Source organism: Streptomyces sp. NPDC111516 (genome assembly GCF_055635345.1).
Map to the genome: position 1 here is coordinate 14,479 of NZ_JBVKBV010000022.1, position 22,498 is coordinate 36,976.

At 73.1% G+C, this 22,498-nt stretch carries 13 protein-coding genes; 12 read left to right on the plus strand and 1 reads right to left on the minus strand.

What is annotated here, in order from left to right:
• Position 1: 1 nt before the first annotated feature.
• From ACZ7L9_RS30155 to ACZ7L9_RS30210, 12 genes are all read left to right on the plus strand, one after another.
• The gene (locus ACZ7L9_RS30155) at positions 2 to 1,279 is read left to right on the plus strand and encodes a MupA/Atu3671 family FMN-dependent luciferase-like monooxygenase (protein ID WP_471420112.1); all 1,278 of its coding nucleotides are present in this window, start codon (positions 2 to 4) and stop codon (positions 1,277 to 1,279) included.
• Positions 1,276 to 5,373 (plus strand): non-ribosomal peptide synthetase, encoded by a 4,098-nt coding sequence (locus ACZ7L9_RS30160; protein ID WP_471420114.1) that lies wholly within the window; start codon positions 1,276 to 1,278, stop codon positions 5,371 to 5,373. Before ACZ7L9_RS30155 ends, ACZ7L9_RS30160 begins: the two co-directional genes overlap by 4 nt.
• Positions 5,366 to 6,634, plus strand: a complete 1,269-nt coding sequence (locus tag ACZ7L9_RS30165; RefSeq protein ID WP_471420116.1) for an MFS transporter — start codon at positions 5,366 to 5,368, stop codon at positions 6,632 to 6,634. The genes ACZ7L9_RS30160 and ACZ7L9_RS30165 overlap by 8 nt, the downstream gene beginning before the upstream one ends.
• The gene (locus ACZ7L9_RS30170) at positions 6,631 to 9,777 is read left to right on the plus strand and encodes a non-ribosomal peptide synthetase (RefSeq protein ID WP_471420118.1); all 3,147 of its coding nucleotides are present in this window, start codon (positions 6,631 to 6,633) and stop codon (positions 9,775 to 9,777) included. The genes ACZ7L9_RS30165 and ACZ7L9_RS30170 overlap by 4 nt, the downstream gene beginning before the upstream one ends.
• Positions 9,774 to 11,366 (plus strand): amino acid adenylation domain-containing protein, encoded by a 1,593-nt coding sequence (locus ACZ7L9_RS30175; RefSeq protein WP_471420120.1) that lies wholly within the window; start codon positions 9,774 to 9,776, stop codon positions 11,364 to 11,366. Before ACZ7L9_RS30170 ends, ACZ7L9_RS30175 begins: the two co-directional genes overlap by 4 nt.
• Complete coding sequence (locus ACZ7L9_RS30180) at positions 11,363 to 13,906, plus strand: non-ribosomal peptide synthetase (protein ID WP_471420122.1); 2,544 nt, start codon at positions 11,363 to 11,365, stop codon at positions 13,904 to 13,906. The genes ACZ7L9_RS30175 and ACZ7L9_RS30180 overlap by 4 nt, the downstream gene beginning before the upstream one ends.
• A gap of 3 nt (positions 13,907 to 13,909) precedes the next feature.
• A complete protein-coding gene (locus ACZ7L9_RS30185) occupies positions 13,910 to 15,184 on the plus strand; it encodes an ATP-grasp domain-containing protein (RefSeq protein WP_471420124.1) in 1,275 nt (424 codons plus the stop codon).
• Positions 15,177 to 15,905, plus strand: a complete 729-nt coding sequence (locus ACZ7L9_RS30190; protein WP_471420126.1) for an HAD family hydrolase — start codon at positions 15,177 to 15,179, stop codon at positions 15,903 to 15,905. Before ACZ7L9_RS30185 ends, ACZ7L9_RS30190 begins: the two co-directional genes overlap by 8 nt.
• The gene (locus ACZ7L9_RS30195) at positions 15,902 to 17,035 is read left to right on the plus strand and encodes an SDR family oxidoreductase (RefSeq protein ID WP_471420128.1); all 1,134 of its coding nucleotides are present in this window, start codon (positions 15,902 to 15,904) and stop codon (positions 17,033 to 17,035) included. Before ACZ7L9_RS30190 ends, ACZ7L9_RS30195 begins: the two co-directional genes overlap by 4 nt.
• Complete coding sequence (locus ACZ7L9_RS30200; protein ID WP_471420130.1) at positions 17,032 to 17,757, plus strand: 4'-phosphopantetheinyl transferase family protein; 726 nt, start codon at positions 17,032 to 17,034, stop codon at positions 17,755 to 17,757. The genes ACZ7L9_RS30195 and ACZ7L9_RS30200 overlap by 4 nt, the downstream gene beginning before the upstream one ends.
• Positions 17,754 to 18,731: an NAD-dependent epimerase/dehydratase family protein gene (locus ACZ7L9_RS30205; RefSeq protein WP_471420132.1), complete on the plus strand. Its 978-nt coding sequence runs from the start codon at positions 17,754 to 17,756 to the stop codon at positions 18,729 to 18,731. The genes ACZ7L9_RS30200 and ACZ7L9_RS30205 overlap by 4 nt, the downstream gene beginning before the upstream one ends.
• A gap of 329 nt (positions 18,732 to 19,060) precedes the next feature.
• Entirely contained in the window at positions 19,061 to 20,215 is a 1,155-nt protein-coding gene (locus ACZ7L9_RS30210; RefSeq protein ID WP_471420134.1) for a glutathione-independent formaldehyde dehydrogenase, read from the plus strand.
• A 487-nt stretch (positions 20,216 to 20,702) separates the two neighbouring features.
• On the opposite strand, the gene ACZ7L9_RS30215 is transcribed toward ACZ7L9_RS30210, so the two are convergent.
• Positions 20,703 to 22,397 (minus strand): bifunctional 3'-5' exonuclease/DNA polymerase, encoded by a 1,695-nt coding sequence (locus ACZ7L9_RS30215; RefSeq protein WP_471420136.1) that lies wholly within the window; start codon positions 22,395 to 22,397, stop codon positions 20,703 to 20,705.
• Between the last annotated feature and the right edge of the window lie 101 nt (positions 22,398 to 22,498).

Sequence of the window (22,498 nt, forward strand, 5' to 3'; positions counted from 1 at the left end):
CATGGCTGACGAGAACACGAACACCGACATCGAGGCGGCGCAGGCGCGCAAGCTCCAGGAGCGGCTCTCCTCGCTGACTCCCGAGCAGCGCGCGGTCCTGGAGCGCTCCATGCGGGAGCGCGGCGTCAAGGCTCCCGCCACCGTGGACGCGGGGGAGAAGGCCGGCGCCAAGCAGGCCGCCGCGCCGCGCCGCACCCGGCGCCCGGGCAGCACCATGGAGTTCAGCCTGTTCTTCTTCTCCGGCGACGGCACCGCCGCCGGACCGGGGAAGTACGACCTGCTGATGGAGAGCGCCCGGTTCGCCGACGCCAACGGCTTCGCGGGGATCTGGGTGCCCGAGCGGCACTTCGTGGACTTCGGCGGGCTCTACCCCAACCCGTCGGTCCTGGCCGCGGCCATCGCCGTACAGACCCAGCGGATCCAGATCCGCGCGGGCAGCTGCGTACTGCCGCTGCACCACCCGGTGCGGGTCGCCGAGGAGTGGGCGGTCGTCGACAACCTGTCCGGCGGGCGGGCCGCGATCGCCGCGGCCTCCGGCTGGCACCCCGACGACTTCCTCCTGGCCCCCGGCGACGGGCAGCGGCGCTACCCGCACCGCAAGGAGGAGATGTTCGAGGCGATCGAGACGATCCGGCGGCTGTGGGCCGGGGAGAGCGTCGAACTGCCGCGCGCCGACGGTTCGTCGCAGTCGGTACGCACCCTGCCGCGCCCGCTCCAGGCCGAGCTCCCCGTGTGGGTGGCGGCGCAGGGCAGCCCGGAGACGTTCATCAAGGCCGGTGAGGCCGGCGCGTACCTGCTGACCGGTCTCGTCGCCCAGCGGCCCGCCGACCTCAAGGACAAGATCGCCGCCTACCGCGAGGCGCTCGTCGGCGCCGGGCACGACCCGGCCCGCGCCAGGGTCACCGCGATGGTGCACACCTTCCTGGACTCCGACGACGAGATCGCCCGGGAGATCGTGCGGGAGCCGCTGACCGGCTACCTCAAGACCTTCCTCGCCCAGCAGGACAGCTTCGGCAGCGAGTACTCCAAGCTCTCCGAGGCCGAGCGCGACGTGATGCTGAACGCCACCTTCGAGCGGTACTTCGACACGCTCGCGCTGCTCGGCACGCCCGACAAGTGCGAGTCCCTGATCGAGGACCTGGTCGACATCGGCGTGGACGAGGTGGCCTGCCTGGTCGACTTCGGCCTCGCGCCGGGCCGGATCGTCAAGGGCCTGGAACACCTCACCGAACTCAAGAACCGGTACCGGGCCGCCGAGGCCGAAGGAGAGCAGTCGTGACCGAACTCGCCAACCGGCTGGCCGGCCTCACCCCCGCCCAGCGGGCTCTCCTGGACAAGAAGATGCGGGAGCGCGCCCGGACGCCCGCGACGGCCGGCCCCGTCCCCCGGCGCAAGGGCGGCGACCGGGTGCCGCTCACCGTGGACCAGGAACGCATCTGGCTCATCCACCAGTTCGACGACGAAGACCCGCTCTACAACGTGTACTTCGCCTCGAAGCTGCACGGTGCGCTGGACCGCGACGCGCTCCAGCGCGCCACCGACGCCTTCGTGCAGCGCCACGAGGCCCTGCGCACCACCTTCGAGCAGGACGGCCACGCCCCCGTGCAGGTCGTCCACCCGGCGATGGAGGTGCCGGTCCGCCACGTCGACCTGCGCTCCGTACCGGACGAGGAGCGCGAGGCCGAGGTGACGCGCCTCGCCACCGAGGAGATGCGCGCCCCCTTCGACCTGGTCGGAGGACCGCTGCTGCGCATCACGATGCTGCGGGTCGCCGACGAGGAGCACGTGCTCGTCGGCACCGTCGACCACCTGGTCTGGGACCGCGGCTCGATGGGCATCTTCAACGCCGAGTTCGCCGAGTTCTACACGGCGTTCGCAACTGGCCGGGAGCCCGGACTCCCTGCCATCGAGGTGCACTACGCGGACTACGCCGAGTGGCAGCCGCAGTGGCTGGCCGAGGACGTCCGGCACAAGCACCTGCCGTACTGGAAGAAGCAGCTCGAAGGCGCCGAGCTGGTCCTGGAGCTGCCCACCGACCGACCGCGCCCGCCGCTGATGACCTCCAACGGCGCCCGCTACCAGTTCCCGCTCACCCCGGAGCTGACCCAGGCGATCCGCGACCTCGCCAAGCGCGAGGACGTCACCGTCAACATCGTGCTGCTCGCCGCCTGGCAGACGCTGCTCCACCGGCTCAGCGGCCAGGAGGACGTCGTCGTCGGCACGACCTCCTCCACCCGCGGCAGGCCCGAGATCGAGCCGATGATCGGCTACTTCCTCACCATGCTGCCGCTGCGCACCACGGTCTCGCCCGCGATGACCGTCCGCGAGCTGCTCCAGGCGACCCGCTCCACCATGCTGGGCGCCTTCGACCACTACGACATCCCGTTCGGCACCCTCCTGGACGAGCTCGACATCGTCCGCGACCCGAGCCGCACCCCCATCTACCAGGCATCCTTCATCCTGGTCGACTTCGTGCACGAGGACCCGCCGCCGATGGCCGGGCTGCGCGTCGAGGAGCTGATGCTCGACAACGCCACCGCCAAGGACGATGTGATGCTCGGGTTCCTCGACGACCCGATGCTCGCCGCCGACCACTTCCACGGCCTGTTCGAGTACAACACCGACCTGTTCGACGAGAGCACGATGGCCCGGATGGCCCGCCAGATCGTGCGCGTCCTGGAGCAGATGGCCCAGGACGCCGGGCGTACCGTGCGCGAGCTGTCCCTGGTCGACGCCGACGAGGCGCACACCCTGCTCGTCGAGTGGAACAGCACCGAGGCCGAGCGCGAGCCCGGCCTGTGCCTGGACGACCTGGTGCGCCGCCAGGCCGCCGCCACCCCCGACGCGGTCGCCGTCTCCTGCGACGGCGAGCGGCTGACGTACGCCCAACTCCTGGACCGCTCCGGCAAGGTGGCCTCGCACCTGCAGACCCGTGGCGTCACCCCCGAGACCGTCGTCGGCGTCTGCCTGGACCGCTCGGTGGACCTCGTCGTCGCCCTGCTCGGCGTGCTGATGTCGGGCGGCGCCTACCTGCCGCTCGACGCCGCCTACCCGGCGCAGCGCCTCGCCGACATGACCGGCGACGCCGGCACCGGGTTCCTGCTCACCCGCAGCGGTCTGCTCGACGCGCTCGCCGAGTGCCCCGGCGAACGGGTCTGCCTGGACACCGACGCCGAGGCGATCGCCGCCGCGCCTGCCACCCCGGCGAAGGCCGCCTCCGGCGAGGACCGGCTCGCGTACGTCATCTACACCTCGGGTTCCACCGGCCGCCCCAAGGGCGTCGAGGTCACCCACCGCAACCTGGTCAACCTGCTCCTCGCGATGGCCCGCGAGACCGGGCTCGCCCCGGGCGACACCCTCGCCGCCGTCACCCCCGTCACCTTCGACATCGCGGGCCTCGAGCTGTACGCCCCGCTGATCAGCGGGGCCCGGGTGCACGTCGTCACCAAGGAGCAGGCCGTAGACGGCCGGCGGCTCGCCGAGCTGCTCGCCGGGACCGGCGTCACCGTCATGCAGGCCACCCCCGCCACCTGGCACCTCCTGGTGGAGGCGGGCTGGCACAACGACGGCTCGCTGCGCGTCCTGGTCGGCGGCGAGGCCCTGCCGCCTGCCCTGGCCGAGCAGTTGGTCCGCGAGCCCGGCCGTACGTGGAACGTGTACGGCCCCACCGAGACCACCATCTGGTCCACCTTCCAGCGCCTGGACAGCGGCACCGAGCAGATCTCCATCGGCCGGCCGCTCGACAACACCCAGGTGTACGTCCTGGACGAGCGGCTCGCCCCGGTCCCCGTCGGCATGCCCGGCGACCTGTACCTGGGCGGCACCGGTGTCGCCCGCGGCTACCGCGGCCGGCCCGGCCTGACCGCCGAGCGGTTCGTGCCCGACCCGTTCAGCACCCGCCCCGGCGCCCGCCTCTACTTCACCGGGGACAAGGCGCGGCTGCGCGAGGACGGCACGCTCGTCTTCCTCGGCCGCGACGACGGCCAGGTCAAGCTGCGTGGATTCCGCATCGAACCGGGCGAGATCGAGGCCCGGTTGGAGGGGCACCCGGCGGTGCGCCGCGCGGTCGCCCTGGTCCGCGAGGACCGCCCCGGCGACAAGCGGCTGACCGGGTACGTCGAGTCCGCCGACGAGTCGCTGACCGTCGAGGAACTGCGCGAGCACCTGCGCGGCTTCCTGCCCGACTACATGGTCCCCGCCGCGATCGTCCGCCTGGAGACCTTCCCGCTCAACACCAGCGGCAAGATCGACCGCCGTGCGCTGCCCGCCCCCGTCGTCGACCGCGACGCGGCGAGCTACGTGCCTCCGCGCGACGCCGTCGAGCTGGAGGTCGCGCACATCTGGGAGGAGGTCCTCGGAGTCTCCCCGATCGGCCTGCACGACCGGTTCTTCGACCTGGGCGGCCACTCCCTGCTCGTGCTGCGCCTGATGGCGGAGATCGAGAAGCGGTTCGGGCAGCAGCTCCCGATGGCGGCGATCTTCCGGGGCGCCACCGTCGAGCGGTTCGCCCGGATGCTGCGCGAGGGCTACCAGGACGAGACCGGGGTGCACCTGGTCGAGCTCGGCTCCGGCGAAGGCACCGGCTCCCCGGTGTTCTTCGCCCACCCGGCCGGCAGCGAGGTCGTCTGCTACATGCCGTTCGCCGCGCTCGTCGAGCCCGCAGGGCGCCCGCTGTACGCGCTGGCCTCGCCGCCGCCCGTGGACGGTGAGCTGCCGTTCACCGGCTTCGGCGACCGCGCCGCCCAGTACGCCGAGCTGATCCGCGAGACCCAGCCCGAGGGCCCGTACACCGTCGCCGGCTGGTGCTACGGCGGCGCCAACGCCTTCGCTGTGGCCGGGGAGCTGGAGAAGAGCGGCGCCGAGGTGTCGGTGGTCATGATGGACGCGCACGCGCCCGCCGTCGTGCCGGCCGGCTCCGAGCCGGACCCCGCCGAGATCGTCGAGGCCATCGCCGCCAACCTCCAGTGGGACTACGGCGACCGGCTGAAGTCGCTCGCCGAACTCCAGGCCATGGGCGCCGACGAGCACCTCGACTACCTGCTCGGCATCGCCCGCGCCTCCGACTACCTGCCGCCGGACGCCGGCCGCGAACAGATCCGCGACATCTACGAGCTGTGGGTCGCCAACCTGCGCCTGGTGTGGAACTTCCGGCCCAGCCCCGTCAAGGGCAAGGTCACGCTGATCCGCGCCGGTGAGGAGGAGTGGGACCTGGCCGCCTCCTGGAACGAGCTGACCGGGCAGCACTTCGACGTCCGTACGGTCGACGGCAACCACTACACGATGATGCGCCACCCCCACATCGAGGGAGTCGCCGCAGTACTCAACGACGTACTGAACGGCGTCGGCGGGAATGGAGAAGGCGACGATGCTTGAGCTGCTGAAGGACCGGACGTACATCCGGTACTGGCTGGCTGTGGTCGCCTCCTTCCTCGGTGACGCCATCACGAAGATCACCCTGATCTACGTGGTGGCCACCGAGACCGACGACCCGGTCCTGTACGTGTCCCTGGTCGTCATCGCACAACTGCTGCCCTTCGGCGTGCTCGGTGCGTTCGTGGGACCGCTGGCCGACCGGTTGCCGGCCCGGCTGCTCATGGTCGGCTCGGACCTGGTCCGCGTCGTTCTGGTGCTCGCGATGATCGTCGTACGGGACTCGCCGCTGCTGCTGCTCGTGCTCATCCTGCTCAGCGGCATCGCCAAGGCCTTCTTCGAGACGGCCCGCATCACCGCGATCCCGCTGATCGTGCGTGGGCACAGCATCCCGACGGCGGTCGCCCTCTTCCAGTCCACCAACCACACCCTCAACCTGGTGGGTCCGGCGTTCGGCGGACTGCTCATCGCGTTCGGCAGCGTCACCGCGGTCTTCGTGCTCGACGCCGCGACGTTCGTGATCTCGGCGGTGCTGCTCGCCAGCATGGCGGTGCTGCGGGAGGTGCCCGTACGGGGCGCCGACAGCGGCCGCGAGGGGTACTGGCAGTCGCTGCGCACCGGGATCTCCGGTGTGCTCGCCGTGCCGTCGCTGCGGTTCCTGGCGATCGTCATGGTCCCGGTGATGCTGGTCCTCGGTCTGTTCACCACCAACCTCAACTCCCAGCTCCTGAGCGTCTTCGAACTGCCCGCGTTCGAGTACGGCATGGCGCAGGCCGGGTTCGGCGCAGGCTGCGTGATCGGCGCGCTCACCGGCCCGCCGCTGGTGCGCCGGTTCTCCGACCGGGGGCTGCTCATCGGCTCGATCATGCTGTTCGGCGCGTCCCTGCTGCTGCTCGCGCCCACCGGCACGGTGTGGGACGCCACCGAGCGGGGCGGCCTCGGTCTGACCGTCGTCCTGCTCTGGTGCGTCGTTGCCGGGCTCGGCTCGGGGCTCTTCCAGGTGCCGGTCGCCAACACGCTGCTCAGCGACCTGCCCGAGGAGCTGCGCGGCCGCGGCGTCGGCCTGCTCAACGCCCTGATGGTCAACTTCACCGTCCTCGGCGTGGTCGTCGGCGGTGTGCTCGCCGGGCTGGTCGGCATCGCCGCCTCCATCGTGGGGGCCGGCGTGGTCCTGCTGGTCGCCGCCCTGGTCCTCCTCGCCCCCAGGCCGCGCGGCGGCGCCGACGACACGGCGGGCAGCCCGGAACCGGAGGCCGTCGCGTGACCACCCTTCCCCTGACCCCCGCCCAGCGGAGGCTGTGGGCCCTTGGCCAGCTCCGGCCCGGGGACCCGTTCTTCAGCATCCCCTTCGGCGTCACCATCGAGGGCCCGCTCGACGGCAACGCCCTGCGGCGTGCCCTGGACGCCCTCGTCCAGCGGCACGACGCGCTGCGGGCGCGCATCGTGCGGGACGCCGACGGCGAGCCCGTCCAGCGGATCGGGGCGCCCGGTCCGGTCGGCCTCGACCGTGTGGAGGCGACCGAGGAGGAGGCGGCCGCACTCGCGGACGCCTTCGCCCGCACCCCCTTCGACCTCGACGGCGGGCCGCTGCTGCGGGCCCGGCTGCTGCGCCTCGGCGAGACGCGGCACCGACTCCTCGTCGGCGTCCACCACATCGTCTTCGACGGCGCCTCGCTGGAGCTGTTCACCACCGAACTCGTCTCTCTGTACGACGCGTTCGCGCGGGGACTGCCCGACCCGCTGCCCCGACCGGCCGTCGGGTACGGGGAGTTCCTCGCCGAGCGCACCGCGCGGGACGAGGCGGCCAAGCCCGAGCGGCTCGCCTACTGGACGCGGCGCCTGGCCGGCGCCCCCGAACTCCTGGAACTGCCGCTCGCCGGGCCGCGCCGGGCCCGTGCCGGGCACGCGGGCGGCCGGGTCACCACCCTCGTACCCGCGCCGGTCGTGGAGCCCCTGCGCCGGCTGGCCCGCACCAAGCGCGCCAGCCTGTTCATGGTGCTCAAGGCCGCCGTCGACGTGGTCCTCAGCCAGTACGGCGGCACCGACGTGCTGACCGGCATGGCCGTCTCCGGGCGCGACACCACCGAGAGCGCCGGCGTCATCGGCTACCTCACCCGGCCCGTCGTGCTGCGCGGCGAGCTGGCCGACGACCCGGAGTTCGGGGACCTGATCGGCCGGGTGCGCGGCGACCTCCTGGACGCCCTCGACCACCCCGACCTGCTCGTCGACGAGGTCATGGACCGGCTCGGGATCAACCGCGACCCCAGCTACCACCCGCTCTACCAGGTCATGTACACGCACTCGCCCGCCGCGCCCGTCCACGAGGCGGCCGGCGCCCGGTTCGGCGCCGCCGAGCTGCGACTGCCCACCATGAAGACCGACCTGGCGATCGACACCGTCGAGACCGCCGAGGGCCTGCTCGCCCTCGCCGACTACCGCACCGACCTCTTCGACGAGGCCACCGTCGAGCTGCTGCTCGCCCGGCTGCGCACCGTCCTGGAGCGGGCCGGCGCCGATCCGGAGGCCCGCGTCTCCGCGCTGCTGCGCACCGGGGCTCCGGCGCCCGTGGAGGTGTACGAGGACGAGAGCTGTCTGCACCGGCTGGTCGCCGAGCAGATCGCCCGCACCCCCGACGCGGTCGCCGTGGCCGCCGGGGCTCGCACCTGGACGTACCGCGACCTGGACGGCGCGGCGGACCGGGTCGCGGCGCGCCTGCGGGCGCTGGGGGTCGGCCCCGAGGCCCCGGTCGGGGTGTGCGTGCCCAAGTCCTTCGCGCTGGCCGCCGCCCAGCTGGGCGTGGTCAGGGCGGGCGGGATGTGCGTGCCGCTCGACCCGGAGCTGCCCGCGTTCCTGCTGCGGCTCGCCGTGGACGACGCGGGGCTGACGACGGTCCTCGCGGACGGCTGCTCCAGCGCGCTGTTCGACCACACCAGGGTCGACGTGCTGGACCCGGAGGACGAGGGCGGGGTCGATGCCGACGGGGCGCCGGACGCCGTACGCGTCACAGCGCGCAACGCCGCCTGGGTGCTGCGCACGTCGGGCGTGACCGGCGAGCCGCGCGCGGTCGTCGCCGAGCACCGCAACCTGGTGTCCCGGCTGCGCTGGGCCCACCGCGAGCTGCCCGCGACCACCTTCGACGCAGTCGCCCAGCTGGGGGCTCCGGACTCGCCGGCCGCCTTTCTGGAGCTGTTCGGCCCGCTGACCCGGGGCGGCCGCGCGGTCGTCCCGGCCGGCGGCGACGAGGCCACCGTGCTCGCGGTCCCCGCCGAGCTGGCGGGACTGCTCACGAGCGGCGCGCCGGTCGCCGTACTGACCGCGGGTGAGCCCCTGTTCCCGGCGACCCTCGAGGCCGCGCGGGCCGCCGGGGCCGGGCCCGTGCACCAGCTGTACACCTGTGCCGAGACGGCGGGCCACGCGCTCGCGGGCCCGGCCGAAGCGCCGCAGGGCGAGAGTTACGGTCCGCTGCCCCTCGGGCTGCCGGCCGATGCCGCGGCGTACGTCCTGGACGCGCGCGGCGAGCTCGCGGCGCCCGGCGCGGTCGGCGAGCTGCACATCGGCGGCCCGGCCGTCACCCGCGGCTACCTGGACCGGGCGGGCCGCACCGCCGAGCGCTTCCTGCCCGACCCGTTCGGCGGCGAGCCCGGCGCGCGTCTGTTCGCCACCGGCGACCTGGCCCGCCAACTCCCCGACGGGCGATTCGTGTTCTCCGGTCGGGCCGCCGACCGCACCCTGGTGCGGGGCATCCGGGTGGCCGCCCTCGGCGTCGAGGCCGCGCTGCTCGCGCACCCCGACGTCGTACGGGCGCAGGTTCTCCCCGACCCGGCGGACGGCGCCCTCGCGGCGGCCGTCGCGGCCGGGCCCGGCACGGACCTGACCGTCGACGCACTGAGCACCCACCTTCGGGACCTGCTGCCCGGCTACCTGCTGCCCGCCCGGCTGCACCTGGCCGACCGGCTGCCGCTGCTGCCCGGCGGGCGCCTTGACCGGGAGCGGATCGCCGAGCTGCTCGCCGAGGCGGCCGCCGCGCAGGCCCGGCGGCCGGCCGAGGAGGCCGACGCCCAGCCGGTGAGCGACACCGAGCGGACCGTCGCCGCGGCCTGGGAGCAGGTGCTCGGCCGGACCGTCGGAGCGTCGGAGAACTTCTTCGACATCGGCGGCAACTCGCTGCTCCTGATCCGCCTGCGCGACCGGCTGCGCACCGCACTGGGCCACGAGGTCGACGTGGTGGACCTGTTCCGCCACTCCACCGTCAAGGCCATGGCCGCCTTCCTGGGCGGCGCGCCCGCCACGGACGCCACGTCGGCCGCCGGGGAGCGCGGCCAGAGCCGGGCCCGGGCCCGTGCGGAGGCCATGCGTGCCCGGGGCCGCGCCCGCCAGACCAGCACACCGATACCGAGGAAGCGATGAACGACCGGAAACAGCGCACGCTCTACCAGTGGTTCGAGGAATCGGCCCTGCGTCACCCCGGCCTGCCCGCCCTGGAGATCGGCGACGAGGTACTGACCTACGGCGAGCTGCGCGCCCTCGCGCTCACCCTCGCCGACCGCATCGCCCGCAAGCACGGCTCGCTGCCCACCCGGGTGGCGCTCGCCGCCACCCGCTCGGTCGCCGCGTACGCCGGCTACCTGGCGATCCAGCGGCTCGGCGCGAGCGTCGTCCCGCTCAACCCCGACTACCCCGCGCAGCGCAACCTCGACATCGCCCAACGGGCGGGCGTGGAGGCGGTGTTGGTGGACTCCCGGTCGGCCGGGCTGTTCGCCCGGCTGCCCGAGCGGCACCGGCCGACCGTCCTCGAACTCGACGAGGACGAGCGGGCCGCCGCCGGTCAGCTCACCGACGTACTGGAGGAGTCGCTGCCGCCGGTCCCCGACGACCCGGACCGGGAGGCGTACCTGCTGTTCACGTCGGGCTCGACCGGCCAGCCCAAGGGCGTGCCGATCCGGCATCGCAACGCCTCGCCGTTCCTCGCGCACAACATCGAGCGGTACGAGGTCGCGCCGGGCGCCCGGCTCACCCAGACCTTCGGCCTGACCTTCGACGCGCACATCTTCGACCTGTTCGGGGTCTGGGGCGGCGGCGCCACTCTGGTGGTGCCGCTGGCCGCCGATCTGTACAACCCGGTCGACTTCATCGTGGAGCGGAGGCTCACCCACTGGTTCTCGGTTCCGTCGGTGGTGCGCGAGGCGCAGCGCCTGGGCAACCTGCCGCTGGGCCGCGCGATCACTCTCGAGCACAGCATGTTCGGCGCGGAGCCGGTCACCGCGCAGCATGCCGAGCTGTGGCGCGCGGTCGCCCCGAACGCGCAGATCCACAACGTGTACGGGCCCACCGAGCTGACCGTGTGCGTCACCAATCACAGTCTGTCCGGGCCGAGGTCGAGCTGGCCGGAGTTCACCAACGGCACCGTCCCGATCGGTGTGGCCTTCCCGGACATGGAGCTGGTGCTGCTCGACGCGGACGGCCTGGCCGCCGACGAGGGCGAGCTGTGTGTGCGCGGCCCGCAGCGCTTCGCCGGCTACCTCGACCCGCGCGAGAACGCCGGGCGGTTCGTGTCCTACGAGGCCGACGGCGGCCCCGCCGAGGTCTACGACGGCAGCACCGTGCTGACCGACCGCCACTGGTACCGCACCGGTGACCGGGTCCGCCGGGAGAACGGGCTCTACGTGCACTGCGGCCGCCTCGACCAGCAGGTCAAGGTGCGCGGCTTCCGCATCGAGCTCGGCGAGGTCGAGGCGGCCGTGCACCGCCACCCGCACGTCATCGACGCCGCGGTGCTCGCCCTGCCGGGCCCGGACGGCGAGACCGAGCTGGTCGCCGCATACGCGGGCCGCGAGGTGGACCCCGAGCGGTTCGACGCCTGGCTGCGCGAGCTGCTGCCGCTGCACATGGTGCCCGCCTCGCTCACCCACCTGCCGGGCGGGCTGCCGCTCAACGACAACGGAAAGACGGACCGCAAGGCACTGGCGCGGATCCTCGACACCACGGAGGGGTCATGACCGACGCGCTGGCGGGCCTGGAACCGCTGGAGCTGCCCACCGACCGGCCGCGCCCCTCGGCGCGTACCGGCGCCCTGGGCCACGTCACCCGCACCGTCCCGGCCGACACCGCGCAGGCGCTGCGCAAGGCGGCCGCCGAGTACGGCACCCCGCTGAACGCCGTGCTGCTCGCCGCCTACCAGGTACTGCTCGGCCAGTGGACCCGGCAGCGCGACCTCGCGGTGGGCGTCCCCGGCGCGGGCGGTGAACTCTCCGTCGTACGGGCTGACCTGACCGGAGACCCGGCCTTCGCCGCGTTCGTGGCGCGGGCGGACGCCGCGCTGAACCGGGGCCGGGCCACCGCGTTGCCGCCGGCCCGCCTCGCCGCCGAGCTCGCACCGGCCGCCGACACCGGCCACCACCCCGTCGTCCAGGCGCTGTTCACGGACGGTGCGGCCTACACGGCCGACGGTGTCTGCCCACCCGACCTGACCTTGGGCCACGAGGACCGGGTCGGCCGGGACGGCCAAGGCGCCGAGCTGGGCCTGCGCGTCGACTTCGCAGCCGAGCTGTTCGACGCGGCGAGCGCCGACCGGTTCGCCGACGGCTACCTCACCCTGCTCACCGCGATCGCCGACGCCCCCGGCCTCCCGCTGGGCGGCCTCGACCCGCTCACCGCCGCCGAGCGCGAGCTGCTGCTCACCGGCTGGGGCCGGGGCCGCGCCGCGTTCCCCGCCGGCCAGGACGTGGCCGGACTGGTCGCCGAGCAGGCCGGGCGGACGCCCGGGGCCGTCGCGGTCGTCTTCGGCGCCGAGGAGGTCACCTACCAGGAGCTCGACGCCCGCGTCGACCGCCTCGCACACCACCTGCGCGGCCTCGGCGCCGGGCCCGACGTGCCCGTCGCGGTCTGCCTGGAGCGCGGCCCCGAACTGATCGTGGCGCTGCTCGCGGTGCTCAGGTCGGGCGCGGCGTATGTGCCGCTCGATCCCCAGCACCCGGTCGACCGACTGGAGTTCGTCCTGCGGGACACGGCCGCGCCGGTCGTCGTCACCCAGGAGTCCCTGCGTGGGCGGCTGTCCGCCGGTGATGCCGCCGGCCCGCGTACCCTCGTCGCGGTCGACACGGACCGCGAGGCGATCGCCGCCTCCGCCGTCGTGGAACCGGTGGCGACGGCCGGGCCCGGGCACCTCGCCTACGTCCTCTACACCTCCGGCTCCACCGGCACCCCCAAGGGCGTCGCCGTCACCCGGGGCGGCTTCCTCAACCTGCTGTGCGGGATGCGGGAGACCTTCCCGGAGCCGGCCGGTGAGCGGGTCCTGTTCACCACCTCGGCCACCTTCGACATCGCGGCCGTCGAGGTGTTCCTGCCGCTGATCACCGGCGGCCGGATCATCGGCGCGAACCAGGACCAGATCCACAACCCGCCCGCCCTCGTCGAGCTCATCGACCGGCACGCCGTCACCCTCGTACAGGCCACGCCGTCCGCCCTGCGCCCGCTCCTCGACGCCCTCGGCGACCGGCCGCGTGCCCTGGAGATCTTCGCCGCCGGCGAGGCGCTGCCCGCCGAACTGGCCGCACGGATGCTGCGCGCGGGCACCCGCGTCCTCAACGGCTACGGTCCGACGGAGACCACCGTCTACGCCTCCGTCGCCGAGATCACCGACACCACCGGCACGATCCCCATCGGCCGCCCCACCGCCGGCACCGAGCTGTACGTCGTGGACGACGCGAACCGCCCGGTCCCCGTCGGCGTACCCGGCGAACTGCTCATCGGCGGCGCCGGGGTGGCCCGCGGCTACTTCGGCCGCGATGACCTGACCGCCGAACGCTTCACCGAAAACCCGTTCGCCGCCGGGCGGCTGTACCGCACCGGCGACCTGGTGCGCTGGCTGCCCGACGGCGATCTGGAGTTCCTCGGCCGTCTCGACGACCAGGTCAAGGTGCGCGGCTTCCGTATCGAACTCGGTGAGATCGAGGCCGCTTTGCTCGCCCACGAGGACGTCGACTCCTGCGCCGTCATCGTCCGCGAGGACGTGCCCGGCGAGAAGGCACTGGTGGCGTACGTCGTCCCGGTGCCCGGCCGCCCGGCACCCGGCGCGGCGTACGTCGTCCCGGTGCCCGGCCGCCCGGCACCCGGCGTCGGCGCGCTGCGCGACTGGTGCGGGCGCACCCTGCCCGGCTACATGGTGCCCGGCACGTACGTCTTCCTGGACCGGATGCCGCTGACCACCAGCGGCAAGACCGACCGCAAGGCCCTGCCCGCGCCGGACGGCGAACGCACCGTCCTGGAGGCCGAGTTCATCGCGCCGCGCACCCCCGCCGAGCGGGCGGTGGCCCGGGTGTGGGCCGAGACGCTGTACGCGGACGAGGTCGGCGCCCAGGACGACTTCTTCGACCTGGGCGGGGACTCGCTGACCGCGACCCGGGTGGCGCTGCGGCTCCAGGAGGACTTCGGCCTGGAGATACCGGTGCGGACCCTGTTCACCTACTCGACCGTCGAGTCGCTCGCGGGGGCGTTGACCGTCGCCCGCCGCACCGGCGCGTTCCCGGTCGGAGGCTGACCGATGTCCGAGATCCCCGACAACCCCGACACCCCTGACACCCCCGTCCTGCTCGTCGTCTACGACGCCGGCAGCCTCGCGCCCACCCGGCTCGCCGAGGCGGCCCGGCAGGCCGGCTGCGAACTGGTGTTCGTGACGGCGGACACCGGGCACGCCCAGGAGATGATCCCGACCTTGGAGATGGTCGGCACCGTGGTGAACACCGCGGGCCGCACCGAGGCGGAGACCGAGGCGGCGCTGCGCGCGCTCGCCCCGGCGGGCATCATCACCTTCAGCGAGTTCCAGATCGCCCCCACGGTGCGGCTCGCCGAGTCCCTCGGCCTGCGCTACCACCGCCCCGCCGACGTCGACGCCATCACCCACAAGGACCTTCAGCGCCGGCGGTTCGCCGAGGCGGGCGTCGACAGCGTGCGCTTCCGTACCCTGACCGGTCCCGCGCAGGCCGACGAGGCGATCGCCTACGTCGGACTGCCCGCCATCATCAAGCCGGTGAAGGGCGCGTCCAGCCGCAACACCCAGGCCGTCGCCACCCCCGAGGAGTGCCGGGCCGCCCTCGCGGAGGTCTTCGCGGGGGCCGAAGGCGGGCCCGCCGAGACGGCCGTGATGCTGGAGGAGCTCCTGGTGGGGCGGCCGACCCCGGCGCCCTGGGGCGACTACATCGCGGTGGACTGCGTCGCCGACGGCGACGACGTGCGGCCGGTGTTCGTCACCAGCAAGTTCGCCCTCGCCGAGCCGTTCCGCGAGCGCGGCGGCTACGGCGGCTTCTCCGTCGTACCGGAGGCGGAGGAGCGCGAGGTCCGCGACCTGGCCTGCCGCGCGGTGCGCGCCCTGAACATCCACGGCGTCGCCGACGTCGAGATCAAGCTGACCGCCGACGGCCCCCGGGTCATCGAGGTCAACGGCCGGCTCGGTGCCTGGGTCGACGACCTCGCGGTCCGCTCCGGCACCTCCGACCCGGCGTACGTCGCGGTTGCCGCCGCCCTCGGCCTCCCGTACGAGACCCCCGAGGTCAAGCAGGGCGGGCCGATCGCCTTCCACTACCTGACCGTGCCGCCCGTCGGCGCCCGCCGGGTGCGCGCCATCCGAGGGGTCTCCGCGCTGCGCCGCCTCGCTCACGTGGACCGGGTCGTCGTGCTCGCCGAGCCGGGCGCGGACGTGGACTGGCGGATCGGCGCGCGCGGCAACACGGCGGCCGTCATCGGCTCCGCCGCGACCCATGAGGAACTGGCCGCGACTGTCGCCGCCATCGAGAGCGTGGACTGGATCGACTATGAGTGAGTTCCCCGGACGGGCTGCCGAGTTCGTCGTCTTCGACCTGGACGGCGTCCTGGTCGACACGCAGGACGCCGAGAACGGCGGGATCGCCCACGTCGGCGAGCTGATGGGCCTGCGCCTGGACAAGGAGCAGCGGGACGAGCTGTTCTCCGGCAAGAAGATGCAGGAGTGCATCGACCTGATGGCGGACCTGGCGCGCGCCACCCCGCCGCAGGACGCCATGGTGATCGCCCGCGCCAGGTGCGAGGAACTGATCGGCGACCGCATCGAGCCCATCGACGGCGTCGCGTACGCCCTCGAACAGCTCGCCGCCGCCGTGGGCGACCGCATGTGCGTGGCTTCGAACAGCCCGCTCGACATCATGGAGAGCCGCCTGGAGAAGGCGGGGATCCTGCACCACTTCGGCGGCCGGCTCTTCTCGGCGTACGACGTCAACGCCTGGAAGCCCGACCCGCGACTGTTCCGCCGGGCGGCCGAGCAGTGCGGCGTCACACCCGACGAGTGCGTCGTGGTCGAGGACAGCCCGGTCGGCGTGGACGCCGCCGTGGCCGCCGGGATGCGGGTCCTGCAGTACACCGCCGACCCGGCCACCCCGCCCCACAGGGAGGGTGCCGTCACCTTCCCGTCCATGCGCGCGCTGCCCCAACTGGTCCGCGACGCCCACCTGATGGCGCCCGCGCCCACCCCCTTCGCCACTGCCGCACAACTCGGAGGTGCCTCATGAGCAACGCCCGCAAGATCATGGTCCTGGGTGCCGGTGACATCGGCCGCCGCGTCTTCCACGAGCTGGCGCACAGCCCGAACGACCGCCACGTCCAGCTGGTCGGCCGGGACGAGGAGACCGTGCACAGGGCCGCCAACCTGGCCCGCTTCTGCAGCGTCCAGCGCGGCTACACCACCGACGTCAGCCACGCGCGGACCGACATCACGGACGTGGCGCGCACCGCCGAGCGGATAGCCGCCTTCGGCCCCGACATCATCTTCCTGGCCGTCAGCTACCAGTCCTGGTGGGTCATCTCCACGCTCCAGCAGGACGCCTTCCAGCGGGTGTACGCCGCCAACTACGGCCCGTGGCTGCCCATGCACCTCGTCCCGGTGATGAAGGCCATGGAGGCCGTCCGTCTTTCCGGCACCCAGGCGCTGGTCGTCAACGCCGCGTACCCCGACGCCGTGCACCCCGCGCTCACCGCGATCGGCCTCTCCCCGGACATCGGCATCGGCAATGTCGCCAACAACGTCCCGGGCATCACCGCCGTCGCCGCCGACGAGCTGGGCCGCTCCACCGCCGACGTGGAGGTGCGCCTGGTCGCCCACCACTACGTCTCGCACCGCCTCTCCCGCACCGGCAACAGCGGCCCCGCCGGCATGGGCCTCGGCATCCGCCTCGACGGCCGAGACGTCACCGCCGACCTGGATGTGGCGGCGCTCCTGGGCCGCCTCCCCGGCCAGTACCGCCGCACCGGCGGCCTGCCCGGCCAGACGATGACCGCGTCCTCCGCGCTCAGCGTCCTCGAGCCGCTGGCCGACCAGCGCGACGCGGTGGTCCACGCGCCCGGCGCGGGCGGGGCGCTCGGCGGCTACCCGGTGGCGATCGAGGACGGCAAGTTCCACCCGCTGCTCCCCGACGGTATGACGGCGGACGAGGCGCACGCCATCAACGTCTCCGGCCAGTTCCACGACGGCATCAGCGAGATCCGCGCGGACGGCACTGTCGTCTTCGAGCCCTCTTCCATGGCGATCATGAAGGAGGAACTCGGTTACGACTGCGCCGAGATGAAGCTGTCGGAGGCCGAGGGCCGCGCCCAGGAGATCGCCGAGCGCTTCGCCGCGTACCGCGAGCGCGCCGCGCGGTGACCTCGGCTCCCTCGCGGACGGCGGCGTCCGGTCCGGAACGCGTGTGGCAGCGGCGGGTCTCCGGATACCTCCCGCAGGCCGCCCGCCACGCGTCCGTCCTGGACGCCGCCGAACACGCCCGGCTCGCCGCCTTCCGCACGGCGGCGGACCGGGACCGCTACCTGGTGGCCCACGTACTGGCACGCCAACTCCTGGGTGAGCACCTCGACGTGGCTCCGTCGGCGGTACGCATCACCCGGCAGCCCTGTACGGGTTGTGGCGGCCCGCACGGCCGCCCCGTCGTGGCGGGCGCCACCGGCGTGCACTTCTCGCTCTCCCACGCGGGCGACCTGGTGGCCGTCGCGGTGGCCGCCGTCCCCGTGGGCGTGGACGTGGAGGAGGTCCCCCAGCCGCACGTCGCGACCGCGACCGCCCCGACCGCGCTGCACCCCGGGGAGCTGGGCGAACTGGCCGCGCTCCCCGAGGCCGCCCGCCCGGCGGCGTTCGCGCGCTGCTGGACCCGCAAGGAGGCGTACCTGAAAAGCACGGGCACGGGTCTGAACAGGCCGCCGGCCACGGTGCGGGTCGGCGCCGGGCCCCGGCCCGCCCGGATCCCCGGCGGGCGGGTGGCGGACGTACCGACCCTGCCGGGGTACGCGGCGGCGGTGGCCACGCACGAAGAGCACGAAGAGTACGAAGAGTACGAAGAGACGGACGAGCTCCACGGAGAGGGACCAGGATGAGGCTGTTGCTGCTGGGCGGAACGGACTTCGCAGGGCGCGCGGTCGCCGAGGCCGGGGTCGCCCGGGGCTGGGACGTGACCGTCTTCCACCGGGGCGAGCACCCGGCCCCGGCCGGCGTACACGTCCTGCACGGTGACCGCACCCGCGAGGACGGCCTGGCCGCCCTCGCGACGGGCGAATGGGACGCGGTCGTCGACACCTGGTCGGGCGCCCCGACCATGGTGCGCGACACGGCCCGCCTGCTGGCCGGGCGCGCCGGACGCTACACCTTCATCTCCAGCCGCTCGGTGTACGCGTGGCCGGCGCCGGCGGGTCTGGACGAGTTCGGACCGCTGGCCGAGGGCGACCCGGACGCGGAGGCGACCGACTTCGCGGCCGACAAGCGGGGCGGGGAGCTGGCGGTGCTGCGCGAATTCGGTCCGGACCGCGCCCTGTTGGTCCGCCCGGGGCTGATCCTGGGCCCGCGCGAGAACGCGGGCCGTCTGCCGTGGTGGCTGTCCCGCATCGCCAGGGGCGGGGAGATCCCGGCCCCCGGCCCCCGGGACACCCCCCTCCAGTACATCGACGTACGCGACCTGGCGACGTGGCTCCTGGACGCCTTGGAGGCGGCCCGGTACGGCCCCTACAACCTGGTCTCGCAGCCGGGCCACACCACCATCGGCGAACTCCTGGACACCTGTGTACGTGTCACGGGCACTGCCGCCGAGCTCCGCTGGACGTCACCCGACGCGATCGCCGCCGCGGGCCTCTCCCCCTGGACCGACCTCCCCGTCTGGGCCCCGCCCGGCACGGACTTCCACGCCGCGATCCACGCGGGGGACGTGTCCCGAGCCCACGCCACGGGCCTCCACTGCCGCCCGGCCACCGAAACGATCACCGACACCTGGCTCTGGCAACAGGCTGTCCCGGACGGGGAGGTGAAGCTCGCGGACGGGTTGAGCGAGGAGGCGGAGGGGCGGCTCCTGAAGGAGTGACGGGTACGAGGGACCTGACCGGCCCGGCCCGCCGCTGCGGGCGGCATTTGGGTTCCGGCACAGGTCTCCGGTTGACAGGCGGCGCCCCGGTGGGAGGGTTGAAGAGGCGGTGAGTCCCGCCCGGGACCGATGTGCCCGGGGTGGTCGGACGGCTGCCCCGGGAGCGGCGGTTCGGCCCAGATGGATCCGGGCTCCGGCGGCAGGGAATGCCGGTTTTCATCCGTGTGAAGTCAGTGTTCCGTGGGCGCCGGCGGCGCGATGGCTGAATCTGCCTCATTTGAATTTCGAAACGGAAAATGTTTCGAAATGAGGCGTGTGGAGGTAATTCCATGAAGGCGCTGGTGTATGACGGACCGCGGTCGGTGAGCGTCAAGGATGTGCCGGACGCGAGGATCGAACGGCCGACGGACGTGCTGGTGAAGATCACCTCGACGAACATCTGCGGGTCGGACCTGCATATGTATGAGGGGCGCACCGACATGGAGACGGGGCGTGTCCTGGGCCACGAGAACATGGGTGAGGTCGTCGAGGTCGGCGACGGTGTGGACCGGGTGCGGGTCGGGGACCTGGTCTGCCTGCCGTTCAACATCAGTTGCGGCTTCTGCCGCAACTGCGACAGGGGGCTGACGGCGTTCTGCCTGACCACGCCCGTGGATCCGAAGATGGCAGGCGCCGCGTACGGCTTCGCGGGTATGGGCCCGTACAACGGTGGTCAGGCGGAGCTCCTGCGGGTGCCGTACGGCGACTCCAACTGCCTGGTGCTGCCGGAAGAGGCGCGGGAGAAGCAGACCGACTACGTGATGCTGTCCGACATCTTTCCGACCGGCTGGCACTGCACCGAACTCGCCGGTGTGCAGCCGGGCGAGACCGTCGTCATCTACGGTGCCGGCCCCGTCGGCCTGATGACGGCCCTGTCGGCGAACCTCAAGAGCGCCGCCAAGGTGATGGTCGTGGACCGCCACCCGGACCGGCTGCGGCTGGCCGAGGAGATCGGCGCCATCCCCATCGACGACTCCAAGGCCTCACCGATCGACCAGATCAACGAGCACACCAACGGTCTGGGCGCGGACCGCGGGTGTGAGTGCGTGGGCTACCAGGCGCACGATGCGCAGGGGAATGAGCATCCGAACCTGACGCTGAACAACCTGGTGCACTCGGTGAAGTTCACCGGCAGCATCGGCGTCGTCGGTGTCTTCCTGCCGCACGACCCGGGCAGTCCGGACCAGCTGTACAAGAAGGAGGGCGAGGTCGCCTTCGACTACGGCCTGTACTGGTTCAAGGGCCAGTCGATGGGCACCGGGCAGACGAACGTGAAGGCCTACAACCGTCAGCTGTGCGCCCTGATCGAGCAGGGCAAGGCGAAGCCGTCGTGGATCGTTTCCCACGAGCTGCCGCTGGACCAGGCGCCCAACGGTTACCAGCACTTCGACGCCCGCGACGACGGCTGGACCCAGGTGGTCCTCCACCCCGACGGCGCCGGCTGAATCCGGCCTGGCCGCCCCGGGCGGCAGCTGGGCGGCCGGAACGTTCTACAACGCGGGGGACCGCGTCACGTGCGGCGGGGTCACGTACTGCGGCACGAACGGCCCGCTGCCCCAGGGGGCCGCTGACGGGCCGCGGAGTAGCCTGGATCTGTACGGCTCCCGGTGAGCCGGTTCTGTCGGCCTGCGCATCGAAGGGGGCCGGTACCGCATGGACACCCTGGTCACTGTCGTGGTCGTCCTCGCGATGATCGCGATCGCAGCGTTCGTCATACATCAGCTCAATGCCCGCCATCGGCATCAGCATCTGCGTCCGGCTCATTACGAACACGGGCTGGCCGCGTTCGGGGAGGAACCGGCTTCGGGACGCTCTTCCCGGTTCGCTCCGGAGTCGCGCGCGGGTGAACAACGGCAAGGCGGAGGAGCTGGTTCCGGGACAGACTCCGACTCTGGTTCCGGCGCCGGCTCCGGTTCCGGGTCGGGAGGGTGATCACTTCGCGTCCGAGTAGCGCTCCACCACCGCGGTCGTGAACGGAAACCGCACGGGCGTCTCACCGAAGGCGGTCCGCCCGGCCAGCTCACCGGCCGCCCGGATCGCCTCCACCACTGCCTCGGTCTCCTCCCGCGGGCAGTGCACGATCACCTCGTCGTGCTGGAAGAAGACCAGCTCGGCCCGGAGACCGGCGGAGCCGATCGCCCGGCGCAGGGCGGCCAGGAGCAGCAGCGCCCACTCCGCGGCACTGCCCTGCACCACGAAGTTACGGGTGAAACGGCCCCGCGCGCGGGCGTTCGACGAGGCGTAACCAGGGGTGAACTCGTCATCGGCAGAGGGCTGTTCCGCGCTCTCCTGCGGGATGCCGGCCTCGTCGTCGTCCCCGCCCCCGGCGGCGGGCGGACTGGTCCGGCCCAGCCACGTCCGTACGAGACGCCCCTCCTCGCCCGCTTTCGCCGCGTCGTCGACACAGGCCACGGCCAGGGGAAATCTTCGACGCAGGGCGGCCAGGTTCTTCAGGCCGTCGCCCGAGGTCTGGCCGTAGACCGCGCCCAGCAGGGCGAGCTTGGCGTGCTCCCGGTCGCCTTGGAACGCCTGGTCCGACAGCGTCGTATAGAGATCGCCGTCATGGCCGGCCACCTCCATCAGGCCGATGTCGCGGGAGATCGCGGCCAGGACCCTGGGCTCCATCTGGTCGGCGTCCGCGACGACGAGGCGCCAGCCCTCGTCGGCGACGACCGCCCGCCGTATCACCTTGGGGATCTGCAGCGCCCCTCCGCCGTTGGTCGTCCAGCGGCCGCTGACGGTGCCGCCCGGCTGGTACTCGGGGCGGAAGCGGCCGTCGCGCACCCAGTCCTGGAGCCAGCTCCAGCCGTGCGCCGTCCAGATCCGGTACAGCTTCTTGTACTGGATGAGGGGTTCCACCGCCGGATGGTCCAGCCCCTCCAGCTCCCAGCGCCGGGTGGACTTCACCTTGATGCCGGCCTGCGCGAACGCCTTCACCACGTCGGCGGGCAGGTCGGGGCGGACCCGTCTGCCGAAGGCGGCCGAGACCTCGTCGGTCAGCTCGGCCAGCCTGCGGGGTTCGCCGCCGCCCGCGTAGCGCTCGCCGAGCAGTTCCTGGAGCACCTCCCGGTGCACGTCTGCGCGCCAGGGGAGGCCGGAGCGGTTCATCTCGGCGGCGACCAGCATGCCGGCCGATTCGGCGGCCGTCAGCAGGCGCATCCGGCCCGGGTGCGCGGTGGCGTCGTGGCGGCGGAGCTGCGCGGCGTACACCTGGAGCAGGTGGTCGAACGGCAGGGCCGTGCCGGACTGCGGCTCGAAGAGGGAGGACTGCGAGCCGGGCTCGGCGGAGCGGGGCGGGGGATCGGGGGGTACGGGGGCGTTGCGCAGGCGGGCGTGGGCGGCGGCTGCGGAGCGTGGTTCGCCGAGACGGCCCTCGTGGGCGAGGAGGAGGGATTCGGCGACCTCGATGTCGTAACAGCGGGCCACGGGAACGCCGGCGGTGAGCAGGCGCGGGTAGATCTCGGCGGTGGACCGCCAGACCCAGCGTGTGACGTCCGGGCGGGAGCGGACGGCCTCCACGAGGTCGGGTTCGGTCAGGACCGGGGCGGTGGGCAGGCCGGTGGGATCCAGCGGGGCGAGGAGGGCGCCGCCGGTCTCCGTGGTGGCCAGAGCCCAACGTTCGGTCATGTCGTCGAGTCTGGCACCCGGCACTGACAGCGGGCGGGGACGCGGGCGGGGAAGGGGCGTGCGGTGCGGAGAGGGGTGGGCCGCTGCGCGGGTTTTCACCC

Bases quoted from the DNA above. Each gene is read 5' to 3' on its own strand.
- ACZ7L9_RS30155 (WP_471420112.1), top strand. From the start codon at position 2: ATGGCTGACGAGAACACGAACACCGACATCGAGGCGGCGCAGGCGCGC.
- ACZ7L9_RS30165 (WP_471420116.1), top strand. From the start codon at position 5,366: ATGCTTGAGCTGCTGAAGGACCGGACGTACATCCGGTACTGGCTGGCT.
- ACZ7L9_RS30175 (WP_471420120.1), top strand. From the start codon at position 9,774: ATGAACGACCGGAAACAGCGCACGCTCTACCAGTGGTTCGAGGAATCG.
- ACZ7L9_RS30180 (WP_471420122.1), top strand. From the start codon at position 11,363: ATGACCGACGCGCTGGCGGGCCTGGAACCGCTGGAGCTGCCCACCGAC.
- ACZ7L9_RS30185 (WP_471420124.1), top strand. From the start codon at position 13,910: ATGTCCGAGATCCCCGACAACCCCGACACCCCTGACACCCCCGTCCTG.
- ACZ7L9_RS30190 (WP_471420126.1), top strand. From the start codon at position 15,177: ATGAGTGAGTTCCCCGGACGGGCTGCCGAGTTCGTCGTCTTCGACCTG.
- ACZ7L9_RS30195 (WP_471420128.1), top strand. From the start codon at position 15,902: ATGAGCAACGCCCGCAAGATCATGGTCCTGGGTGCCGGTGACATCGGC.
- ACZ7L9_RS30205 (WP_471420132.1), top strand. From the start codon at position 17,754: ATGAGGCTGTTGCTGCTGGGCGGAACGGACTTCGCAGGGCGCGCGGTC.
- ACZ7L9_RS30210 (WP_471420134.1), top strand. From the start codon at position 19,061: ATGAAGGCGCTGGTGTATGACGGACCGCGGTCGGTGAGCGTCAAGGAT.
- ACZ7L9_RS30215 (WP_471420136.1), bottom strand. From the start codon at position 22,397: ATGACCGAACGTTGGGCTCTGGCCACCACGGAGACCGGCGGCGCCCTC.